The sequence below is a fragment of the Neobacillus sp. WH10 genome (assembly GCF_030123405.1).
Classification (GTDB): Bacteria; Bacillota; Bacilli; order Bacillales; family Cytobacillaceae; genus Neobacillus.
In genome coordinates, this window is sequence record NZ_CP126110.1 from 4,108,980 (window position 1) to 4,129,364 (window position 20,385).

The 20,385-nt window shown below is 39.0% G+C and carries 22 protein-coding genes and 3 other annotated features; of the genes, 4 read left to right on the forward strand and 18 right to left on the reverse strand.

Features of this window, described 5'->3' with window-relative positions; all coding sequences use genetic code 11:
• Positions 1 to 141: 141 nt before the first annotated feature.
• A complete protein-coding gene (rnhC, locus tag QNH20_RS20105) occupies positions 142 to 1,092 on the forward strand; it encodes a ribonuclease HIII (protein WP_283919742.1) in 951 nt (316 codons plus the stop codon).
• A 40-nt stretch (positions 1,093 to 1,132) separates the two neighbouring features.
• Entirely contained in the window at positions 1,133 to 1,426 is a 294-nt protein-coding gene (locus QNH20_RS20110; RefSeq protein ID WP_283919743.1) for a 4a-hydroxytetrahydrobiopterin dehydratase, read from the forward strand.
• 295 nt (positions 1,427 to 1,721) lie between these two features.
• Here QNH20_RS20110 and pheT read toward each other — a convergent pair whose 3' ends face one another.
• The 4 genes from pheT to QNH20_RS20130 form a co-directional block, all read right to left on the reverse strand.
• A complete protein-coding gene (gene pheT / locus QNH20_RS20115; RefSeq protein ID WP_283919744.1) occupies positions 1,722 to 4,136 on the reverse strand; it encodes a phenylalanine--tRNA ligase subunit beta in 2,415 nt (804 codons plus the stop codon).
• Between the two features lie 226 nt (positions 4,137 to 4,362).
• Positions 4,363 to 5,400, reverse strand: coding sequence for a phenylalanine--tRNA ligase subunit alpha (pheS, locus tag QNH20_RS20120; RefSeq protein ID WP_283919745.1), 1,038 nt, complete (start codon positions 5,398 to 5,400; stop codon positions 4,363 to 4,365).
• Between the two features lie 48 nt (positions 5,401 to 5,448).
• Positions 5,449 to 5,589, reverse strand: coding sequence for a hypothetical protein (locus tag QNH20_RS20125; RefSeq protein WP_283919746.1), 141 nt, complete (start codon positions 5,587 to 5,589; stop codon positions 5,449 to 5,451).
• A 77-nt stretch (positions 5,590 to 5,666) separates the two neighbouring features.
• Positions 5,667 to 5,914 (reverse strand) — a binding site (T-box leader).
• Between the two features lie 62 nt (positions 5,915 to 5,976).
• Positions 5,977 to 6,726: a TrmH family RNA methyltransferase gene (locus QNH20_RS20130; RefSeq protein WP_283919747.1), complete on the reverse strand. Its 750-nt coding sequence runs from the start codon at positions 6,724 to 6,726 to the stop codon at positions 5,977 to 5,979.
• A gap of 249 nt (positions 6,727 to 6,975) precedes the next feature.
• On the opposite strand from QNH20_RS20130, the gene sspI reads away from it, so the two are divergent.
• Positions 6,976 to 7,182, forward strand: a complete 207-nt coding sequence (sspI, locus tag QNH20_RS20135) for a small acid-soluble spore protein SspI (protein ID WP_283919748.1) — start codon at positions 6,976 to 6,978, stop codon at positions 7,180 to 7,182.
• Between the two features lie 308 nt (positions 7,183 to 7,490).
• On the opposite strand, the gene QNH20_RS20140 is transcribed toward sspI, so the two are convergent.
• Both QNH20_RS20140 and QNH20_RS20145 read right to left on the reverse strand, forming a co-directional pair.
• Positions 7,491 to 8,576, reverse strand: a complete 1,086-nt coding sequence (locus QNH20_RS20140) for a M42 family metallopeptidase (RefSeq protein WP_283919749.1) — start codon at positions 8,574 to 8,576, stop codon at positions 7,491 to 7,493.
• A gap of 69 nt (positions 8,577 to 8,645) precedes the next feature.
• Positions 8,646 to 9,137, reverse strand: a complete 492-nt coding sequence (locus QNH20_RS20145) for a dUTP diphosphatase (RefSeq protein WP_283919750.1) — start codon at positions 9,135 to 9,137, stop codon at positions 8,646 to 8,648.
• A 103-nt stretch (positions 9,138 to 9,240) separates the two neighbouring features.
• On the opposite strand from QNH20_RS20145, the gene QNH20_RS20150 reads away from it, so the two are divergent.
• Positions 9,241 to 9,660, forward strand: coding sequence for a sigma-w pathway protein ysdB (locus tag QNH20_RS20150; RefSeq protein WP_283919751.1), 420 nt, complete (start codon positions 9,241 to 9,243; stop codon positions 9,658 to 9,660).
• A gap of 84 nt (positions 9,661 to 9,744) precedes the next feature.
• Here QNH20_RS20150 and QNH20_RS20155 read toward each other — a convergent pair whose 3' ends face one another.
• The 12 genes from QNH20_RS20155 to QNH20_RS20210 form a co-directional block, all read right to left on the reverse strand.
• On the reverse strand, positions 9,745 to 10,005 hold the full coding sequence (locus tag QNH20_RS20155) for a DUF1294 domain-containing protein (RefSeq protein WP_283919752.1): 261 nt from the start codon (positions 10,003 to 10,005) through the stop codon (positions 9,745 to 9,747).
• Between the two features lie 60 nt (positions 10,006 to 10,065).
• Entirely contained in the window at positions 10,066 to 10,425 is a 360-nt protein-coding gene (gene rplT / locus QNH20_RS20160; protein WP_283919753.1) for a 50S ribosomal protein L20, read from the reverse strand.
• 36 nt (positions 10,426 to 10,461) lie between these two features.
• The gene (gene rpmI / locus QNH20_RS20165; protein ID WP_101649425.1) at positions 10,462 to 10,662 is read right to left on the reverse strand and encodes a 50S ribosomal protein L35; all 201 of its coding nucleotides are present in this window, start codon (positions 10,660 to 10,662) and stop codon (positions 10,462 to 10,464) included.
• An 18-nt stretch (positions 10,663 to 10,680) separates the two neighbouring features.
• On the reverse strand, positions 10,681 to 11,184 hold the full coding sequence (gene infC, locus QNH20_RS20170; RefSeq protein ID WP_283923457.1) for a translation initiation factor IF-3: 504 nt from the start codon (positions 11,182 to 11,184) through the stop codon (positions 10,681 to 10,683).
• 131 nt (positions 11,185 to 11,315) lie between these two features.
• Positions 11,316 to 11,448 (reverse strand) — a sequence feature (ribosomal protein L20 leader region).
• Between the two features lie 162 nt (positions 11,449 to 11,610).
• Positions 11,611 to 13,545 carry a threonine--tRNA ligase gene (thrS, locus tag QNH20_RS20175; RefSeq protein ID WP_283919754.1) on the reverse strand — a complete coding sequence of 645 codons (1,935 nt, stop codon included), beginning with the start codon at positions 13,543 to 13,545 and terminating at the stop codon, positions 11,611 to 11,613.
• A gap of 69 nt (positions 13,546 to 13,614) precedes the next feature.
• Positions 13,615 to 13,862 (reverse strand) — a binding site (T-box leader).
• A 93-nt stretch (positions 13,863 to 13,955) separates the two neighbouring features.
• Entirely contained in the window at positions 13,956 to 14,837 is an 882-nt protein-coding gene (ytxC, locus tag QNH20_RS20180; protein WP_283919755.1) for a putative sporulation protein YtxC, read from the reverse strand.
• Between the two features lie 228 nt (positions 14,838 to 15,065).
• Complete coding sequence (dnaI, locus tag QNH20_RS20185; protein ID WP_283919756.1) at positions 15,066 to 15,992, reverse strand: primosomal protein DnaI; 927 nt, start codon at positions 15,990 to 15,992, stop codon at positions 15,066 to 15,068.
• 12 nt (positions 15,993 to 16,004) lie between these two features.
• Positions 16,005 to 17,396, reverse strand: a complete 1,392-nt coding sequence (locus QNH20_RS20190; protein ID WP_283923458.1) for a replication initiation and membrane attachment family protein — start codon at positions 17,394 to 17,396, stop codon at positions 16,005 to 16,007.
• 212 nt (positions 17,397 to 17,608) lie between these two features.
• Positions 17,609 to 18,070, reverse strand: a complete 462-nt coding sequence (nrdR, locus tag QNH20_RS20195; RefSeq protein ID WP_283919757.1) for a transcriptional regulator NrdR — start codon at positions 18,068 to 18,070, stop codon at positions 17,609 to 17,611.
• A 77-nt stretch (positions 18,071 to 18,147) separates the two neighbouring features.
• A complete protein-coding gene (locus tag QNH20_RS20200; protein ID WP_283919758.1) occupies positions 18,148 to 18,534 on the reverse strand; it encodes a hypothetical protein in 387 nt (128 codons plus the stop codon).
• Between the two features lie 106 nt (positions 18,535 to 18,640).
• Positions 18,641 to 19,015, reverse strand: a complete 375-nt coding sequence (speD, locus tag QNH20_RS20205; protein WP_283923459.1) for an adenosylmethionine decarboxylase — start codon at positions 19,013 to 19,015, stop codon at positions 18,641 to 18,643.
• A gap of 301 nt (positions 19,016 to 19,316) precedes the next feature.
• Positions 19,317 to 20,348 carry a glyceraldehyde-3-phosphate dehydrogenase gene (locus QNH20_RS20210; RefSeq protein ID WP_283919759.1) on the reverse strand — a complete coding sequence of 344 codons (1,032 nt, stop codon included), beginning with the start codon at positions 20,346 to 20,348 and terminating at the stop codon, positions 19,317 to 19,319.
• Positions 20,349 to 20,385 lie beyond the last annotated feature (37 nt).

Consider the following 20,385-nt stretch of genomic DNA (forward strand, 5'->3'; position numbering starts at 1 on the left):
GAATCCTATTCTATATCATAACACGAACTTATAGAAGTCGAAAAGTCAAACAAATTAAAAAAGCTGAAGCGCCTTGACTAGGGGTGACAGGCAGCATCAAAGATTGAGTGATATTATTTAAAGAAATGTGGTGTTTTTACAGTGGGAAATGTAGTACTAAATTTGGAAATGTCTAAGATTAACGAAATGAAAAACTATTACGGAAGACAGCTTTTAGATAAAAACATACCTGGAAGTGTATTTGCTGCGAAAACTCCAGCCTGTATGATCACAGCTTACAAATCAGGAAAAGTCTTATTTCAGGGGAATGATTGTGAAAAAGAGGCCGATAAGTGGAGTGAAAGTACCAGCACTCCCGGTAAAAAGCCGGCTGTTGCCAAAGTAAAATCAGCGCCTAAAGGCCACCTTCCTTTTGGCATCGGTGAGATGTCCGCCATCGGATCAGATGAAGTAGGCACTGGTGATTTTTTCGGGCCGATAACCGTCGTTGCTGCCTATGTAAAAAAAGAAGATATTCCGTTATTAAAGGAACTAGGCGTGCGCGATTCAAAAGACTTAAACGATGAAAAAATCATGGCAATTGCTAAAATCATCAAAGATGTCGTTCCGTTTAGCCTGATGACACTAAAAAATGAAAAATATAATCAGGTACAGCGGTCAGGGATGTCGCAAGGGAAGATGAAGGCCATCCTTCATAATCAAGCAATATTAAATGTGCTAGATAAAATTGCACCTGCAAAACCAGAAGCCATCCTAATTGACCAATTTGTTCAGCCGAGCACCTATTTTCAACATTTAAAAGGACAAAAAGTTATTATAAATAAAGACGTTTATTTTAGTACTAAAGCAGAGGGCATACATCTGGCGGTAGCCGCTGCTAGTATTCTCGCCCGCTATGCCTTTATTCAATATATGGATAAGCTTAGCGAGGCGGCAGGATTTAAGATTCCGAAAGGGGCTGGGGCTCAAGTTGATGTTGCTGCAGCCAAGTTGATTTTAAACAAAGGCCGCGACATTTTGCCATCCTTTGTTAAGCTTCACTTTGCAAATACCGATAAAGCGATAACACTTGTAAATAAAAAACAGCGCTGAAGAATAAATATATAAATAAATAGTGATTGGAGGGATTTTAGTGACGAATAGACTTAGTTTAACAGAGATTCATCAATCTCTTGCTGATTTATCCGGCTGGAAACTAGACGGTAAATTTATTGTGAAAAAGTATCGCTTTCAAGAGTTTTTAAAAGGGGTGCAGTTTGTAAATGAAATCGCCCAGCTCTCTGAGGAAAAAAATCATCATCCATTTATAGCAATTGACTACAAATTAGTGACACTTAGGCTTACCTCTTGGAATGCTGGAGGCTTAACCGACCTAGATGTCGCTTTGGCGAAAAACTATGATGCTATTTATGAAAAATGTAATTGAAGATGGAATTGAAAGAGGTTGCCCTGTATTTTAAGTGGGGGCAACCTTTTATGTTGTGCTTTAAGAGAATATTTCGCGAAAATCTTTTAAAATATTTATTTGTACTTAATATAGGCAATATTTACACAAAAATGGGGATTCGTTGTTTGCCAAAATGTCATTATCTAGTTTTATCAGCTTTTTTTAGCGATTTATCAGCGAATCTGCACTTTTATCAGCGAATCAGAAATTTCACCTAATTTTTAGCAAAAAAAAAGCTAGCCCGAAAACGACCTTTCGAGCCAGCCTCTATTGATTAACCTCTTAATACCGCGTTAGCCTTATCTTTCAAGGCTTCAAGCACGCGCTCATGAACCTTTGTAACCTCTTCATCAGTCAATGTGCGTTCAGGATCAACATATTTAAGTGAGAAAGCAATCGATTTCTTACCTGCCTCCATCTTGTCTCCCTCATATAAATCAAACTCTAAAGCTTCCTTCAGAAGCGGAGCACCCGCCGTTAAAATTATTTCCTTTAGGGTACCTGACACCGTTTCTCTGTTTACCACTAGGGCAATGTCTCTTGTGATAGATGGGAAGCGTGGGATTGCTTCGTATTGTAATACAGGTATGTCTGCTTCTAGTACTGCTTTTAATGATAGTTCAAATACATAGGTATCTTTTAAATCAAGTTCTTTTTGGACGCTTGGGTGTACTTGACCGACGAAGCCGATTATTTCACCATTCAAGCTAATTTCTGCTGTACGACCAGGATGCATGCCGTTTACTTGTGCCTGAACATATTTTACCTGTTCCGCCAGACCGAGCTTGGCAAACATACCTTCTAAAATCCCTTTAACTACGAAGAAGTCTACTGGTTTCTTTTCTCCCTGCCATGGATGGCTGTGCCACAAGCCGGTTACCGCTCCAGCTAAATGCTCTATTTCCTCCGGAAGAGTGTCCACTCCATTCGCTAAGAATACGGCACCAGTTTCATACACAGCTAAGCTATCATTTTGACGAGCACTATTGTATTTTATAACCTCCAATAGTTGTGGCAAAATGCTTAAACGGAGGATGCTGCGCTCTTCACTCATTGGCATTGCAAGACGAATAGTGTCACGTTTTTCTAAGGCAAATTGTGAAGCCTTTTCCTCACTTGTTAAAGAGTAAGTTACAGCTTGATATAATCCTGCACCCTCGAGGTACTGCCGGACTACACGGCGTTTCTTTTGATAGTCTGACAATTTCCCCGGTGTAGTTGACCCAATTGGTAATGTTTTAGGAATGTTGTCATAACCATAAAGGCGGGCAACTTCTTCCACTAAATCTTCTTCGATTCTGATATCACCGCGGCGAGTTGGAGCCGTTACTGTAATCAAATCTTCCTCGATACTTACAGCAAATTGTAAGCGCTCGAAGATCTCTTTTACATCCTGCATTACTAAATCTGTTCCAAGGACCCGATTGATTTTTTCAAGAGTAATCGAAACAACGGCCGGTTCAATGGTTAATGTATCAATTTCGGCAGCTCCATCTAAAACTTCACCACCAGCAAACTTTTCCATCAAGTAAGCAGCACGTTCACCTGCAACACGAACACGATTAGGGTCAACCCCTTTTTCAAACCGCGCACTTGCCTCACTTCTTAAGCCGTGATCTTTTGAAGCTTTTCTGACAGTACCACCATTAAAATATGCGGATTCCAATAGAACGGTCGTTGTATCTGAAGTAACTTCAGAATTGGCTCCTCCCATAACACCAGCAAGTGCAACTGGCTCTGTACCATTAGTAATGACAAGATGATCAGATGAAAGTGTCCGTTCAACATCATCAAGCGTTACAAATTTCTCGCCATCGTTTGCACGGCGGACAAGAATTTCTTTTGATCCCAAACGGTCATAATCAAACGCATGAAGCGGCTGACCGTATTCTAATAAAATATAGTTAGTAATATCGACAACATTATTATGAGGACGGATTCCAGCGGACATTAATCGTGTCTGCATCCAAAGAGGTGACGGACCAATTTTTACATTTTTGATCATTTTTGCCACATATAATGGGTTATCCTCTTTCGCGTCTACGACAATCTTTATATAATCAGAAGCTTTTTCAGTAACAGGATCCAAGCTTGTTTCAGGAAGCTTTACCTCTCTTCCAAGAATCGCTGCCACCTCATAAGCTACCCCCAGCATACTTAAGCAATCAGCCCGGTTTGGTGTTAAACTAAGCTCCAGAACCTCATCGTCTCGATTTAACAAGGCAAGTGCATCGACGCCAACCTCAGCATCTGCTGGAAAAACAAAGATACCCTCGGAATATTCTTTTGGAACAACCTTTCCTTCCATTCCAAGCTCAGTAAGGGAGCAAATCATTCCGTTCGATTCTTCCCCGCGAAGCTTTGCCCGTTTAATTTTAAAATTGCCAGGTAAAACGGCACCAACCTTTGCTACAGCAACCTTTTGTCCTTGTGCCACATTTGGCGCACCACAAATAATTTGCACTGGCTGCTCTTCGCCAACATCAACAAGACATTTGCTTAATTTATCGGCATTTGGATGCTGCTCACGTTCTAGCACATGACCAACAACAACACCTTTAATGCCTTCGTTTAATACTTCTACTCCTTCAACTTCGATCCCGCTTTTAGTGATTTTTTCAGCTAATTCTGCTGCTGTTACTCCAGATAAATCGATATAATCTTGGAGCCATTTATATGAAACGAACATCTCGTCATCCTCCTTATTATCTATCTTCAGCGTCTAGGAGCTCTCTAGTCTAAGCCATTCCGGCAAGAAGATTAAAGAGTAACCTTCACGCTGGCACGTCTTATCACTGGCTATAAAATAACTAACGCATTCTGTACGTATTAGGGAAGACTCTTGGCTTCTTTCTTGCTTGCCAGTCGGTAATCTCCCTATAACTCCTTTGTTTTACGCGCTTCTGCTTAAAGTCCTATTCATGTTTTGAAAATTGCTTTAAGAAACGAACATCATTTGTATAAAAATGTCTAATGTCATCGACACCGTATTTTAACATCGCGATACGCTCTGGTCCCATACCGAAGGCGAATCCAGTGTATTTTTTAGAGTCATATCCAGCCATTTCAAGGACGTTTGGATGAACCATGCCTGCGCCAAGAATTTCAATCCAGCCTGTTTGCTTACAAACGCTGCAGCCATGGCCGCCACAAATTTTACAAGAAATATCCATTTCAACAGACGGTTCTGTGAATGGGAAGAAACTTGGTCTTAAGCGGATTTCGCGGTCTTCGCCAAACATTTTTTTCGCAAAAACCTCTAATGTTCCTTTGAGGTCACTCATACGGATATTCTCGCCGACCACAAGTCCCTCGATTTGCATGAATTGATGAGAATGAGTCGCGTCATCATTATCGCGACGGTACACTTTACCTGGGCAAATAATTTTAATTGGACCCTTACCTTGATGTTTTTCCATTGTTCTCGCTTGGACAGGAGATGTATGAGTTCTCATTAAAATTTCTTCGGTGATATAGAACGAGTCCTGCATATCACGGGCAGGATGTCCCTTCGGTAAATTAAGAGCTTCGAAGTTATAATAATCTTGTTCAACCTCAGGACCTTCAGCGACCTGATAGCCCATACCAATAAATAAATCTTCTATTTCTTCAATGATTCTTGTCAGCGGATGATGGTTTCCTACCTTAACTGGTCGTCCAGGGAGAGTAACATCAATGCTTTCCGAAGCTAACTTTTCAAGGACAGCCGCCTCTTCTAACCCCTTTTGTTTTGCTTCGATTTTTACCGCAATCGCTTCACGAACTTCATTTGCGAGTGCCCCCATTACTGGGCGTTCCTCAGCAGAAAGCTTACCCATCCCGCGCAGTACCTCAGTTATTGGACCTTTTTTACCTAAATACGCAACTCGGATGTCATTCAATTCTTTTAAGCTTGCAGATTGTTCAATTTTTTGAATAGCCTCTTCCTGCAATTCCTTTAATCGTTCTTGCACGTCTATTCCTCCTTATTTTTGATCGGTATTGGGCCGGACAGTGGAAAATCATATGATTCCGCGAATTTTATAATTAATTCCGCCAAACTTGGGATTAATTCCGCCAAGTCTGAAGATAATTCCGCCAAACTTGGGGATTATACCGCCAAGTTCAGAGATAATCCCGCCAATCCGTGATGACAGCACCATTAGTAATACACTGATAGTAGAAAGGGTGTCAGGCACCAGGTGTAATGAACCGAAAAAACAAAAAAACCCCATCCCTGGAAAGGGACGAGGTTTGTCATTCGCGGTACCACCCTTGTAAACACGATATGTTAGAAATATTGTGTTCGCTTCATTCGGATAACGGCATCTGCCGGTGCATCTTTACATTTCTTTTTCAAAAAATGGTCCCGATGCCAACTCAGGAGGTGAACTTCTCAAGTCCCAAACCATAAAAGTGCTTTCAGTCGCGGCACTTTCTCCCTATATGGTCATTAGACAAGGTACTTTTCTCCATCATCGTTTTTATTATTATCAATATTGTTCATTATTATATAATAATTTTCCTTAAAAGGTCAAACTTGTTTGCATCTATTTTTTTAAATAATAGAGCAGAATCCCGGTCGCAACTGCTACATTTAGCGACTCACTTTTGCCGTAAATCGGAATATAAAGGTTAGCAGTCGTGCTTGAAAGAATATCTTTACCGACACCGTTTCCCTCATTCCCAACAATCAATGCAAAAGAATCTCCACTTGAAATATCAGTGTATGCAGATGCCCCTTCTAGTGCTGTTCCGTATACAGGAATATTTTTTTCTAAAAGTTTGTTTATCCATTCGTGCAGGTCACCTCTGATGATTGGAAGGTGAAAATGACTTCCCTGCGCCGATCTTAACACCTTTGAGTTAAAAAGATCCACACTGCCGCGGCCAACGACGACGGCATCAATCCCAGCTGCATCAGCTGTACGGATCATCGTACCAAGATTACCGGGATCCTGAACCGCATCGATAAGTAGGAAGGTTTTTGCATCTCGAACTTCCGGGTTTGCTTGGTGGCAGATCGCATAAATTCCTTGTGGCGCCTCTGTCTCGGATAAAGAATTCGAAATCTCCTCCGTAACAAGGATGACCGGTGTTCCACCGAAATCCCAGCGCGGCGGCAAGCCTACTTTTTCCGAAACAATTACTTCTAAAATTTGCTCACCTTGTATTAACGCCTCTTCCACTAAATGAAAGCCTTCTATTAAAAATGTGCCAGACTTATCCCGCTCTTTTTTGGTTAAAAGTTTTTTCCATTGTTTTACCTTAGGATTATTTACAGATTCAATATGTTTCAAAACTGGTTCTCCTTTAGAAATCTCATGTGATTTTATCCTGTATTAATGAACAGTAAGCTCCCACTTCAAGACTTGAGGATTAATAGTATAAGCGGGGGACTCTTACTCGTAATATCTAGATTGGGGAAATACAGTGAAAGAAAAAACTCCTACTGATTGAAGTTTCACTTTATGATAACAATAATACATAATAAAGCCCAAAATAGAAAACATATTAAAGAAATACAAGAATAAAAGGAGTGTGCAGGTATGAATTTAAACCTAAGAAATGCCATTATTCACAATGTTTCTGGCAATACGCAGGCAGAGTTAGAAGATACAATCGTAGATGCGATTCAAAATGGGGAAGAAAAGATGCTACCTGGACTTGGAGTTTTGTTTGAAATCATTTGGAAAAATTCATCTGAGGAAGAGAAGAAAGAAATGCTTACAGTCCTTGAAAACGGGCTAAAATAATTATCTTTCGGGCCGGAGCTGTTAATCGGATAGATTGACAGCTTTTTTCTGTATAAATTGAGTTTTCAAGCTAAAACAGATGCATTTTCCACTGAAAAACCAGGAAGACCATGAAAATGTGCAACGTATCAGAAGAAAAATATTGTCTATCAGCAAATTATCAAGTTATATAAGCGAAATCGAGCAGTTTTTCGGCGAATTTTCAAGTCTTATCAGCGAATTCGGGCAGTCTAACGGCGAATCTATGAACACACATAAAAAGCAGAAAAAATCCCCGGCCCGAAACTACGGCTGAGGATTTTAAGTTTTTATTCAAAGGTAATTTTATCAACTGTCTCACGGTCTAAGCGTTTGATGACTTCGACAATCAATTTAACTGCGTTTTCGTAATCATCACGGTGAAGCATCGCTGCATGTGAATGGATATAACGTGTAGCAATAGTAATCGCCAGTGCAGGGACGCCATTATGTGTTACATGGATCGAACCTGCATCCGTTCCACCGCCAGGGATCGATTCGAATTGATATGGGATATTTAGTTCATCCGCTGTATCCGTGACAAAATCACGCAAGCCTTTATGGGCTACAAGCGATGCATCATAGATTACTACCTGTGGTCCTTTACCCATTTTACTAATCGATTCTTTTTCCGTAATTCCAGGTGTGTCGCCTGCAATACCCACATCAACCGCAAAGCCGATATCTGGTTGAATTTTTGCTGAAGCTGTCTTTGCCCCGCGCAAACCAACCTCTTCCTGAACATTTCCTACAGCATAAACCTCATTTGGGTGATCCACATCTTTTAATTGCTTCAATACATCAATCGCAATCGCACAGCCAATGCGATTATCCCATGCTTTCGCCAACAACATTTTCTCATTGTTCATGACGGTAAATTCGAAATATGGCACAACCATATCACCTGGACGGACGCCCCACTCCCCAGCTTCCTCTCGGCTTGAAGCACCGATGTCAATAAACATATCTTTAATTTCCACCGGCTTTTTACGAGCTTCTACCGAAAGAACATGCGGAGGCTTTGAACCAATAATCCCTGTTACATCGCCCTTTCTCGTAACAACTGTTACGCGTTGTGCGAGCATAACCTGGCCCCACCAGCCGCCGACTGTTTGGAAACGGAGAAATCCTTTGTCGTCGATTTGGGTAACCATGAAGCCAACTTCATCTAAGTGGCCGGCAACCATAATTTTCGGACCTCCGGATTTCCCGACCTTTTTAGCAATTAAACTGCCAAGTCCATCGGTTGTCAATTCATCAGCAAATGGTTCTATGTATTTCTTCATCACTTCGCGCACTTCACGCTCATTGCCAGGAATCCCTTTGGCATCAGTTAAATCCTTTAACATCGTTAATGTTTCATCAAGTTTTGCCATTTATTAGCCCCCTTTTATGAATGTACGTTTATTATACAGGAAAAAGTCTGCAAATTCACAAATTTCCTGCTAATAGTTATTCTGTTGTCTTTGATAATTTACTTCGTTTTTATGAAAATATGCCTGTTCTATTTCCAACTGTGAAAATCCTAACAGTTCTGCTAACTGGAGATATGCTTTAAACAATTCAATATAACTTAATAAATTTTTTGACTTCTGAAAACTACTAGTTAGTTCATAAATACGGAGGAACTGGTCAGTTTCATTCAAAGTCGACTCATGTACATTTAATTCTATCTGCTGCGGATCAAAACCACATTCAATCCCAAGTGACAAAATAAAATGAACCCCGTCGACAAACTCTTCTAAAATTACGTTTTTGGCGGAAGATGGTTTCACGCTCCAAAACTTAAAACAGCGGGTTTCATTCGCCAATTCTCCAATTTCAACAAGCAACGCAAGAACTTTTCTCTCAAATAATTCCTCATCTAGCAGCTCGTGCTTTTCTTCAATATGGGTATCCAATGCTTTTTGCATTTGAAACAGTTTTTCAAGTTGCATAGTATTCGCTCCTTACGGAAAAATTATAGCAAAATGTGAAATGATTGAAACTTTTTTGCTATTGGTTCGTATTAGAAGAAAAATAGGTGTAGGAGGCTTAGCCATGATTTGGTTGCTGCGCTTCGTATTGTTATTTTTCATCATTTTTTTATTTTACTTGGGGGTAAAATTACTTTTTCAATCGTCCCGAAAGCTTGAATCTGCACGTAAACATAAACGATTTTTGTTTATTGATCACAATGATGTAAGAAGGAATTTCCAGCTTACCTACAAAGGTGCAGTATTTTCCGGTGAAAAATACATGGGAACTGTCAATAATACCTTTGATGTCGTCTCCATCTCTATTTGGCCAGAAAACACGGCCTCACTTAAAGGGATGGTAAAAGATGATTTTTTTTATTTGGATCAAAAAATACTTGAACATTATCCGAACGCCGAAATTAATTGGAAAAGTCCTGTAAAAGAATTTTTATTAGAAAACTCGCCGATTGGCGAGCCCGTAAATGCGAAGACAGAGGCGTAGTTGCACTTATGCGTTAGGAAAGTATAAATTTGAAAAATTTATACTTTCCTAATAGCCAAAAATAGCCCCCATTAAAGCGGCTTTTTATAATAGAAACCTAATGAGTAAATACAATTCTACAATCGCAATGACCGGAAAGCCAATCTTAAAAGAAACATGCTTCGTTTTGTGGCGAAAAAGCTGCATGCCAGCCGTTGTCCCAACAGCACCGCCAAATAGTGCCACAAGCCACAAAGTCCGCTCCCTAATCCTGTATTGATGCTTTCTCGCCCGCTTTTTATCCTCTCCCATAATCAAGAGCCCCACTACATTCATGACCAAAAAAGCGACCAATAAAATCGTCATACCTAAATATCCCCTTTATGGAAAAAGCCATCCTCACGAAGGAGAATGGCATTTGATCAATTATTTACTCATTTGTTGCTTAGCAACGTTTGCTAATTCAGCAAATGCGTTAGCATCGCTAACTGCTAATTCAGCAAGCATTTTGCGGTTTACTTCGATACCAGCAAGCTTTAAGCCGTGCATTAAACGGCTGTAAGAAAGGCCGTTCATACGTGCTGCTGCATTGATACGAGTAATCCAAAGTTTGCGGAAGTCGCGCTTCTTCTGGCGACGGTCGCGGAATGCATACATTAAAGATTTCATAACCTGTTGGTTAGCAACTTTATATAATGTATGTTTTGAACCGTAATAACCTTTTGCTAATTTTAAAACTTTTTTACGACGCTTGCGCGTAACTGTACCGCCTTTTACACGTGGCATGTAATTTCCCTCCTATATAAATCGATCTATCCGAGATTATTTTACGTAAGTTAATAGTTGACGAATGCGTTTGAAATCGCCTTTAGAAACAAGAGTTCCTTTGCGAAGTTTACGCTTAGCTTTTGTAGATTTGTTCGCAAATAAGTGGCTTGTATAAGCGTGGTCACGCTTTAGTTGACCAGAACCAGTTTTCTTAAAACGCTTTGCAGCGCCGCGGTGAGTTTTCATTTTTGGCATTGTGATTGTCCTCCTTAATTACTTGTCGATTTTAGGTGCTAAAACTAGGAACATGCTCCGTCCATCCATTTTAGGATGTGACTCGATAGTAGCAACTTCCTTGCACGCTTCGGAAAAACGGTCTAACACACGTTGACCAATTTCTTTATGGGTAATCGCCCGGCCCTTGAAACGGATTGAAGCTTTTACCTTGTCGCCTTTTTCCAAAAACTTAATGGCATTGCGAAGCTTTGTATTAAAGTCATGCTCATCAATCGTTGGGCTGAGACGAACTTCTTTCGTCGTAATGATCTTTTGATTTTTACGAGCTTCTTTTTCTTTCTTTTGCTGCTCGAATTTAAATTTGCCATAGTCCATAATCCGGGCTACCGGAGGCTTTGCATTTGGTGCAACAAGTACCAAATCAAGATTTACTCGTCCGGCAATTTCCAACGCTTCGAATTTAGTTTTAATTCCTAATTGCTCGCCATTTTGATCAATTAAGCGAACTTCGCGAGCGCGAATGCCCTCATTTAACAACATGTCTTTGCTAATAGTTAGCCACCTCCAAGGTTTTATCAAGAATACAACTTCAGGGTCAAGAAACATCTGATATGACACCATGTTGAATCGACAGGTATTAAAAAACTTTTATTAGTGCATTTCTTAAGTATGCAAATAAAAAAGTGCGGATGAATACACCCACACTTTACGAAACATAAGTAATAAACAAAAAGTTCACGTAAAACCTGCCAACTGCTAATTAGCGTCAAATCAGGTGAGAAGCGGGTGCTTCTTCTTTTCCCAAAAACTTGTATTCAATTTTCACTTTAGTAACTATACCATAAACAAAGACGCAATGTCAAACGACTATTTCCTTTGACAACGAAATATATTGTAGCAAGAAATAAAGAATTATTCAATAGTTTTTTTCAAAACGAAAGAGAGGCGAACCTCTCTTTCGTTACCTTATCCTCTTTTTACTTCTGTATTAAGTGCTGCAAGAAACTCGGCAAATGGTTTTGTTTCTGAGCTTTGTTCGCCGTATTTGCGGACATTAACGGCTTGATCTTCAACCTCTTTGTCACCAACTACGAGCATATACGGTATCTTTTGCATTTGTGCTTCACGGATTTTATAGCCAATTTTTTCATCGCGGCCATCCAATTCAACGCGGAACCCTTCATTTTGAAGCTGTTCCTGAACTTGTTTCGCATAATCGTAATGAGCGCCCGGCGATACAGGGATGACTTGAACTTGAACTGGAGCGAGCCAAGTAGGGAAAGCCCCTTTGTATTCTTCAATTAAGAATGCAACAAAGCGTTCCATTGTTGACACGACACCACGGTGTATAACAACTGGACGATGCTGCTTGCCATCCTCTCCAACAAAATTCAAATCAAAGCGCTCTGGCAGTAAGAAGTCTAATTGAACAGTTGATAATGTTTCGTCCTTACCTAGCGCAGTTCTAACTTGAACATCGAGCTTAGGACCGTAGAAAGCTGCCTCGCCTTCAGCTTCAAAATAATCAAGAGCCAAATCATCCATTGCTTCCTTCAGCATGCTTTGTGCCTTTTCCCACATCACATCATCATCAAAGTATTTCTCTTTATCCTGTGGGTCACGGTAAGACAAACGGAAAGAATAATCATTAATATTAAAATCTTTGTATACATCAAGAACCAAGTTAACGACACGTTTAAATTCATCTTTAATTTGATCCGGACGAACGAAAATATGCGCATCATTTAATGTCATTCCACGGACACGCTGCAATCCTGCTAACGCACCTGACATTTCATAACGGTGCATTAAACCAAGTTCAGCAATCCGAATTGGAAGCTCACGATAGCTATGGATACTATTTTTATAAATCATCATATGATGCGGACAGTTCATTGGACGAAGCACTAGTTGTTCATTGTCCATATCCATAACTGGGAACATGTCTTCTTGATAATGCCCCCAATGTCCGGAAGTCTTGTATAAATCAACACTTCCCATGACCGGTGTATACACATGATCATAACCAAGGCGAATTTCTTTATCCACAATGTATCGTTCAATGACACGGCGGATTGTAGCGCCTTTAGGGAGCCATAATGGTAATCCCTGTCCAACTAATTGGGAACTAGTGAAAAGGCTCAATTCTTTACCAATTTTACGGTGATCACGCTCTTTCGCCTCTTCTAGCAAACGAAGATGTTCAGCCAAGTCCTCTTTTTTGAAAAAAGCTGTTCCATACACACGCTGGAGCATTTTATTGTCACTATTGCCCCGCCAATAAGCACCAGCAATGCTCAATAATTTAAATTCTTTTATTTTTCCAGTTGAAGGAACATGGACACCACGGCAAAGGTCAATAAATTCACCTTGTTGATAGAGTGTTACAGTTTCCTCATCAGGAATCGCTTCTATTAGTTCAAGCTTATATGGATCATCCATTTCTTTAAAAAGCTGCACAGCCTCATTCCTGCTTACTTCTTTACGGATAATTTCAAGGTTTTCATTCATGATTTTTGCCATTTCTTTTTCAATCTTTGGCAGGTCTTCAGGTGATAATGACTCCTCAAGATCCATATCATAATAGAATCCACCTTCGATGACAGGGCCTACACCAAGATTTACACCTGGATATAGCCTTTTAACAGCTTGTGCCATCAAGTGTGCTGTACTGTGGCGTAATACCTCTAACGCTTCACTGGAATCAGGTACAACGATTTCTATGGAACCGTCTTCTAGAATCGGACGGCGAAGATCAAACATTTGAGCATTCCATTTGCCGGCAATTGCCTTTTTCTTTAGACCCGGGCTAATAGACGCGGCAATATCTTCCGTTGTTGTCCCGCGAGGAAACTCCTTTACTGCCCCATCAGGAAACGAAATCTTAACAACGTCTGACATAACTATTCCTCCTTTTAATTGAAGCGTTATTTAACAACGCTTGTAAAAAATAAAAAAACCCGTCCCTGGAATAGGGACGAGTTTTAATTAACACGTGGTTCCACCCAATTTTTCATTATCAATGCCCACATTGATAATGACTTTGGTCAGGTAACGGCTGTAGACCGTCAACAATTACTTACTCCATCAAACAAGAAGTGTTCACTGCTGAAGTTTAAAGGTGGTAAGTATTTTTTCCGTGTTAGGAGACTTTCAGCCGGCGGCCTCCCTCTCTAAAAACCGTAAAGAAATACTATTGTCCTTATCATTACTTTTACTCTATTATGAAAAATTACTATGTACGTTATTATAATGAGTTCATAATAAAAAATCAAGGTACACAAAACTAAATATTGCCATTATTTTTGTTTTCATGGATGATATTCAGCAGAATCGTATTTTTCTGCTCCTTTTTTTATTTCACGGAGAGCATCAAACGTCTTAATCGTTACTCTTTCTTCGAAGATATTTTTGATAGTTCTTACAAGCGGTTCTTCAGGGTCTTTTGTATAAATAAAAATAGATGTTGGTGCAATCGATAAGAGTGGTGCAATCGAAGCAGAATCAACATAAACAGGATGATTAACTAATAATTTACGGTCAATCATTTTCGTTAATTCACCTCTTTTTAATTCGACAAACTGTTCATTATAAAAAGTGATTTCTTCATTAAACAATAAATGAAGAGCCTCCATTTTTGGTTCTCGATTGATCAAAAAATCTCTAAGCATTTGCACAAACATTTGATATTCCTGCTCCATTTTATACTCATCAATGGCAAGTTCCACATAACGTTCAAGCATTTGGAAGTATGAACGTAAACGAAATTTAATAAAAGAGTCAAACGAAAAAGAAACATTATCCTGAAAAATATGATCAATTGCAGCCTTTATAATATTGAGCTCCCCGTTTGTTTCTTTTAAAAAAACAGCAAGATCCTCTCTTTGTCCTTCAAGCACAGAATAAAGGATCTCCAAAATTTGCTCCTGTTCTTCTAAATCCTCATAATAATATTTATTCTTTAAAATCTCTCTAAACCAGTCATTTCTTTTGGTATTCATAATAAAATCATAAAATGCTGTTTTTAGCAGTTCAAAAATATCAACGGAAGTAAAGCCATCTAAAACTTTCACTATATGTCGATCTTCTAAAAGAAGAATAGTTTCTTTTTCATGATTATATGATAGGTACTTCAGCAAGTGGTTATAAAAACTTTGTGCATCCTGCTTGCTTTGGAAGATGATTTCCGCCAACCAAACCCCCCCTTTTTAGTCCGATAGGAAAGTGTAACATTCCTATCAGGCATAAGTGCAACTTCGCCTTACAGCTCGCCAATCGACGAGTTTTCTTAACAAATCTCTGTTTTAATATATATGGGGGACTTGGTCAAAATAGAAGTTAGCTGACGACGGCTTTTTGCATAAAAAAAAGACTGCCGGCTTTTATCGGCAATCCTCAATATCACACACTTATTCACTTTTTTATCGTCGATTTGGACCACCAACCAGCACCGGCTCACTCAATGTTCGAATCCTCTCCATGATTCTTAGTGCCTTCATTTTCTCTTCCTCTCCCCGCTGGCTGTATGTTAAATGATGCTCGAGCCCTTTAAAATCAAAATTTGAGGTAAAAAATGTTGGAAGACTTTCAAGCATACGGAACTGGAGGATTGGCCCTAAAACCTCATCCCTCGTCCAGCTTGACATAGCTTCAGCACCGATATCATCCAGCATTAAGATTGGCTCTTTTTTTAAGGCTTCAATTTTTTCATTTAAGGTGGAGTCGGCAATGGAGCTTTTCATTTCTCTAAGTAATTCTGGAACATAGACAATCATTGATGAAATTTGTTTTCTGGCCAGTTCATTTGCAATTGCACCTAATAAATATGATTTACCAACACCGAATTTCCCATATAAATAAAGGCCTTTTACTTTTTTTCCTGCTTCATAATTCATTAAGAAGGTTGCCGCCTTATCGCCCGCATCAAGCCGACCGGAGTCCCCTTCAAAATCTTCAAAGGTCGCTTCTAATATATCTCTTGGTACATATAGGCTTTTAATTAGCTTTTCATTTTTCTTCTTCTCATCAGCCATGATTTTTCTTGAGCACCGCTTATAAATGACATCAATGGAGTTTCGCGATAAAACCAATTCTGGATGGTACCCTATCATAAAGTTTGTACATTTTTCAAGACTTTCGCAGCGGTCGCAATTCTTGCTTTGGTTTGTGTATTCGTATAGTTTGCTCATGCTTTTATCGATTATTTCCTGTGTAATTCCATTTTGATGCTCTGCTAAAAACACTTGAATGCCCCGATTTTGCATGACTTTCTTGCTTTGCTCTTGGTAGCGTTTTTGAAAATTTTGATTCGAGGCAAGCCGCTGTAATGTTTTATTTATTTTTTCCATACGATTCACATCCTACTTCCTAAAAGCCTTTAATTTTTCTTCTATGGCCCGCTTTTTCGCTTCATCTTCGGAGTCGTTTTCTTGTGCATTACCTTTAACAGATGCTTTAGGACTTTCATCAAACCAATCAGGAATTAACTCCGTCCGAATCGGCTTTTTGTTCGCTCTCTTTCCTGTATTTTTGCTTTCATTTTGAGCATTTTTTTTACTTTTCGCGAGTTCCATCGCTTCCTTCACCGTTTTTACTTGCAGCCGCGCCCAATGGCTGGCAATGGAATCAACATAGTTCTTTGAAAATTGCATATTCGTTTCTCTCATGACAAAATCAATTAAAACATTTACAACACCAGGAAGTAGCTTATATTTAATCATTACTTCTTCCAAAAGCTTTAAATTGGCATCTGATGGTTCAACTCCACCCGAAATTTCTTTAAAAACAGTTAAAGGTGAGGTCGTTTCAAAAGACCGAATTAATTTTTCTTCCTGTGTTTTTGGCTCCGTTAATTGAACTTGATGAGCTATAGGCTGTGTTCGATTAATTAGACTTGGAAGCTGGTCATAATTCTCAAATTGATACCAATCACGAGCACCTTTTCTTAAGTCTTCAATATCAATTTCATCATTCGGATTTATGGCACCTAATATGAAATTTTTCATTTCAATGGGATCGATATTATATAGAAATGCAAGATTGCTAATTACACTCTTAACCTTTTGTGTCAGTGCTTTTTTAGGGACAAGCGATTCATTTAGACCGGCTTCTAACAAATTAAAATCGAACGTGCTGCCACCAATTTGAATAGGATCGGTTTCGTTTCGACCTATAAATTGTTTATTTTCCCCAGCTTCTTCAATATCTTCGGAAACATCTTGCAGATATTGGAGACTCCCTGGAGTGGCTGAAGCAAATACATCTTGAAAAGCTCTTGTCACATTCTGGTATTCTTTTTCAGTCGGTTTTCGGTGGTCAGTAAAAAAACGTCTCAGACGCGCAAAATGGTTCTTGCCAATTTTTCGGTATAGATAAATATTTAACATCCCATCTAAAAAGAATTGCTCGGGATTTAATGGAGGATGCAGCTCGTAAATAAAGGAGCGTTCTCCGTCAACCGTTTTGACAAATGTTTTTAATAAACCAATGCCTTCAAGTTTTAATCGTGCTTCGTATATATCATTTAAATTCATTCCCATTAAGTTCATTAATAAATGATGTGTGGAGGATTCAGACCAGAGCCGGTTTTCCTCAACCTCCGCCCAGAGGGTCATATACAAACTAAAACAAGTTGACCCAATCAAAGGCTGATATAAAAACGTCAGCACTTTACGGTCATACTCATTAAGAAGCCCATTAGCCGCTACAATATACCGGTCGATAGGAAGAATTTCCTGCCAATGCTGGGCCATATCATTTCCAACCTTTCCCTCGTAAAATAGATAACTGTCTAGATCCAGTGCCAAGCGGTTAGTGTACTTCACTCTGCTCCCTACGATAAGTCAACATCGGATCGCTTGCACTTTTCGATTTACCTTTATCTCAGTCGAAAAGCTCCAGTCCTTACGCCGCGCAAAGGAAGCTTCCGCCTTTCTAATAAAAAAGAGCCAAAAACTTTAGCTCCTCAAGATTTTTCCCTTTTTATTAATTCCTTTAATTCATCTATAAATACATTAATATCTTTAAATTGGCGGTAAACGGAGGCGAATCTCACATATGCGACCTCATCAACATGTGCCAGTCTGTCCATCACCATTTCTCCAATGGCATCACTTTTGATTTCAGAAATACCCTGACTGCGAAGATCCTTTTCGACACCGTGGGTGATATCTTCTAATTGTTTTAAGGCTACAGGCCGCTTTTCACATGCCTTAATTAAGCCTCGCAGTATTTTATCACGGCTGAATTCTTCCCTCGTTCCTTCTTTTTTCACCACTATTAAGGGAATCTCTTCAATCTTTTCAAAAGTAGTAAAGCGATATCCGCATTCTTCACATTCTCGTCTTCTACGTGTTGCCCGTCCTTCATCAACAGGCCGGGAATCTAGTACACGTGTACCATAATTTTGACATGAAGGGCATTTCATTATTTAATCAGCTCCAAATCCGACAAAATCCTTTCTCTTATCTTATTAAAAAGCAGCCCTTTGTACAAGTGAAAGTGCTACGAGTTTTTTCTTATTCCGACAATGTTATGCAATTGCCCAATCCGTTCGTAATAGGAATTAATCCGCTTTTTTAAATCAGGATAGATACCAAGTATTGAAAACTTTTCCGATGAAATATTAAAATCCACAGCCGTTTCCAAAGGTTTTACCGAAACAATTGTAACAATCAGGAAGCACGGTATTGGTTTACTAATTTCAACAGCAATCTCTCCATGCTCCTTAGATACAGTCGTTATTTGACAATCTGCATCTTCATGGAATAGCTTTTCTACTGATTGAAATAATTGATTAAAAGTCGCTTTATAATAATGTGTTTTTAAAGAATCATCCGCATTTTGATCCGATGTTTCAATATGCTTTTTAAAACGTGTAAAAATAGCCATACAAACCCTCCAAGTATCCTTCTCTTATATCCTATTTTACAACATTTTCGCAAAATATAAAAAGAGGTGTACAATTGGTACACCTCTGGGAATTTGTTTTAAAGAATTATAATACCTTTGCCTGTTTAACATGCACAGGGCCCATTCCACGTGGTATTTCAATATTTTCACGTGTTTCGGCATTTAAAGCTTCTGCAATATGGTCAGCAGCTACATTCGGGTCTAAATCACCGCAAGTATAGACATCAATGCTTGCATATCCATGTTCAGGGAAGCTGTGGATGGTAAGGTGTGATTCAGAAATAATAACAACACCACTTACACCTTGTGGAGCAAATTTATGAAATGCTACTTCACGGATTTCCGCTCCTGATTTAAGAGCAGCTTCGACAAAAGTTGTTTCAATAAAATCCATATCATTCAATTTTTCAAAATCGCAACCCCAAAGTTCAGAGATTACGTGACGTCCCAATGTTTCCATATTCATTTTTCCCCCTTTAAACTTTTATGATTGTTTCTTGAAATCCTGTTATTGACGGTATCTAAGTAACTACCACGGGGGAAAGTTAGTCCAGAGAGGTCCTAACCCTTTAAGTAATTAATCGCTACCTAATTTCAAGAAGTTCACGATGACTAGTATACTTTGTTTATATTTATTTTGCAACCTATCAAAAAAATATTTTTTTAATAATAAAGCGAAAATTCGATCATTGTTTTTTTGTCAATTTGTACACACTAAAAAAATGCTGTCATTTGACAGCATTTTTTTATTCTTTTTGATATTAGCCAACCTTTACCTGTGAGGCATTTGCGATTTGCTCTGCAACGAATACGGCTAGATCGACAACACGAGATGAATAACCCCACTCATTATCATACCAAGCTAAAACCTTTACTTTCCTTGTCCCCATGACCATTGTGGAAAGGCCGTCAATAATTGCAGAATGTTCATTTGTATTAAAATCAATAGATACTAATGGTTCCACCGTGAAATCAACAATACCTTTTAATGAACCATTTGAAGCTTCAATAAATGCATGGTTAATATCATCAACCGTCACATCTCGCTTTAGATCCACTACTAAGTCTACAAGTGAAACGTTTGGTGTAGGTACTCGGAGTGACATACCATGTAATTTTCCTTTCAATTGCGGCAAAACAAGTGATAATGCTTTCGCAGCGCCTGTTGTCGTAGGAATAATAGATTGTCCACAAGCACGTGCTCTTCGTAAATCTTTATGTGGATTATCAATATTCTTTTGGTCATTTGTATAAGCATGAATCGTTGTCATTAAACCGTTTTCAATTCCAAATTTCTCATCCAACACCTTAGCAACAGGTGCAAGGCAGTTAGTTGTACATGAAGCATTGGAAATAATATCATGATTCGTAATATCAAGCATTTCATTATTAACACCCATAACGATAGTAACATCCTCATTTTTCCCTGGAGCTGTCAAAATTACCTTTTTGGCTCCTGCGTCTAAGTGAAGAGCTGCTTTTTCCCGAGCATTAAACTTTCCGGTAGCCTCAATCACAATATCAATCCCAAGCTCTCTCCATGGCAGCTCCTCAGGATTTCTCTCACTTAATAGTTTAATTCTTTTTCCATTCACGATTAACTCATGATCTAATGGAATTACATCTCCCTGAAATGGTCCATGGTTCGTATCATATTTAATTAAATGAGCTAAAGTTTCTGCCGGATAGCTCGCATTTATGGCTACAATCTCAAATTTATTTTCAAGGATTGCTTTTCTAAAAACCATCCTTCCAATTCTCCCAAAACCATTAATTGCAATTCTCGCGTTCATTTTACGGCCCCTTCCGTATTAATGTTATACTGTTAAC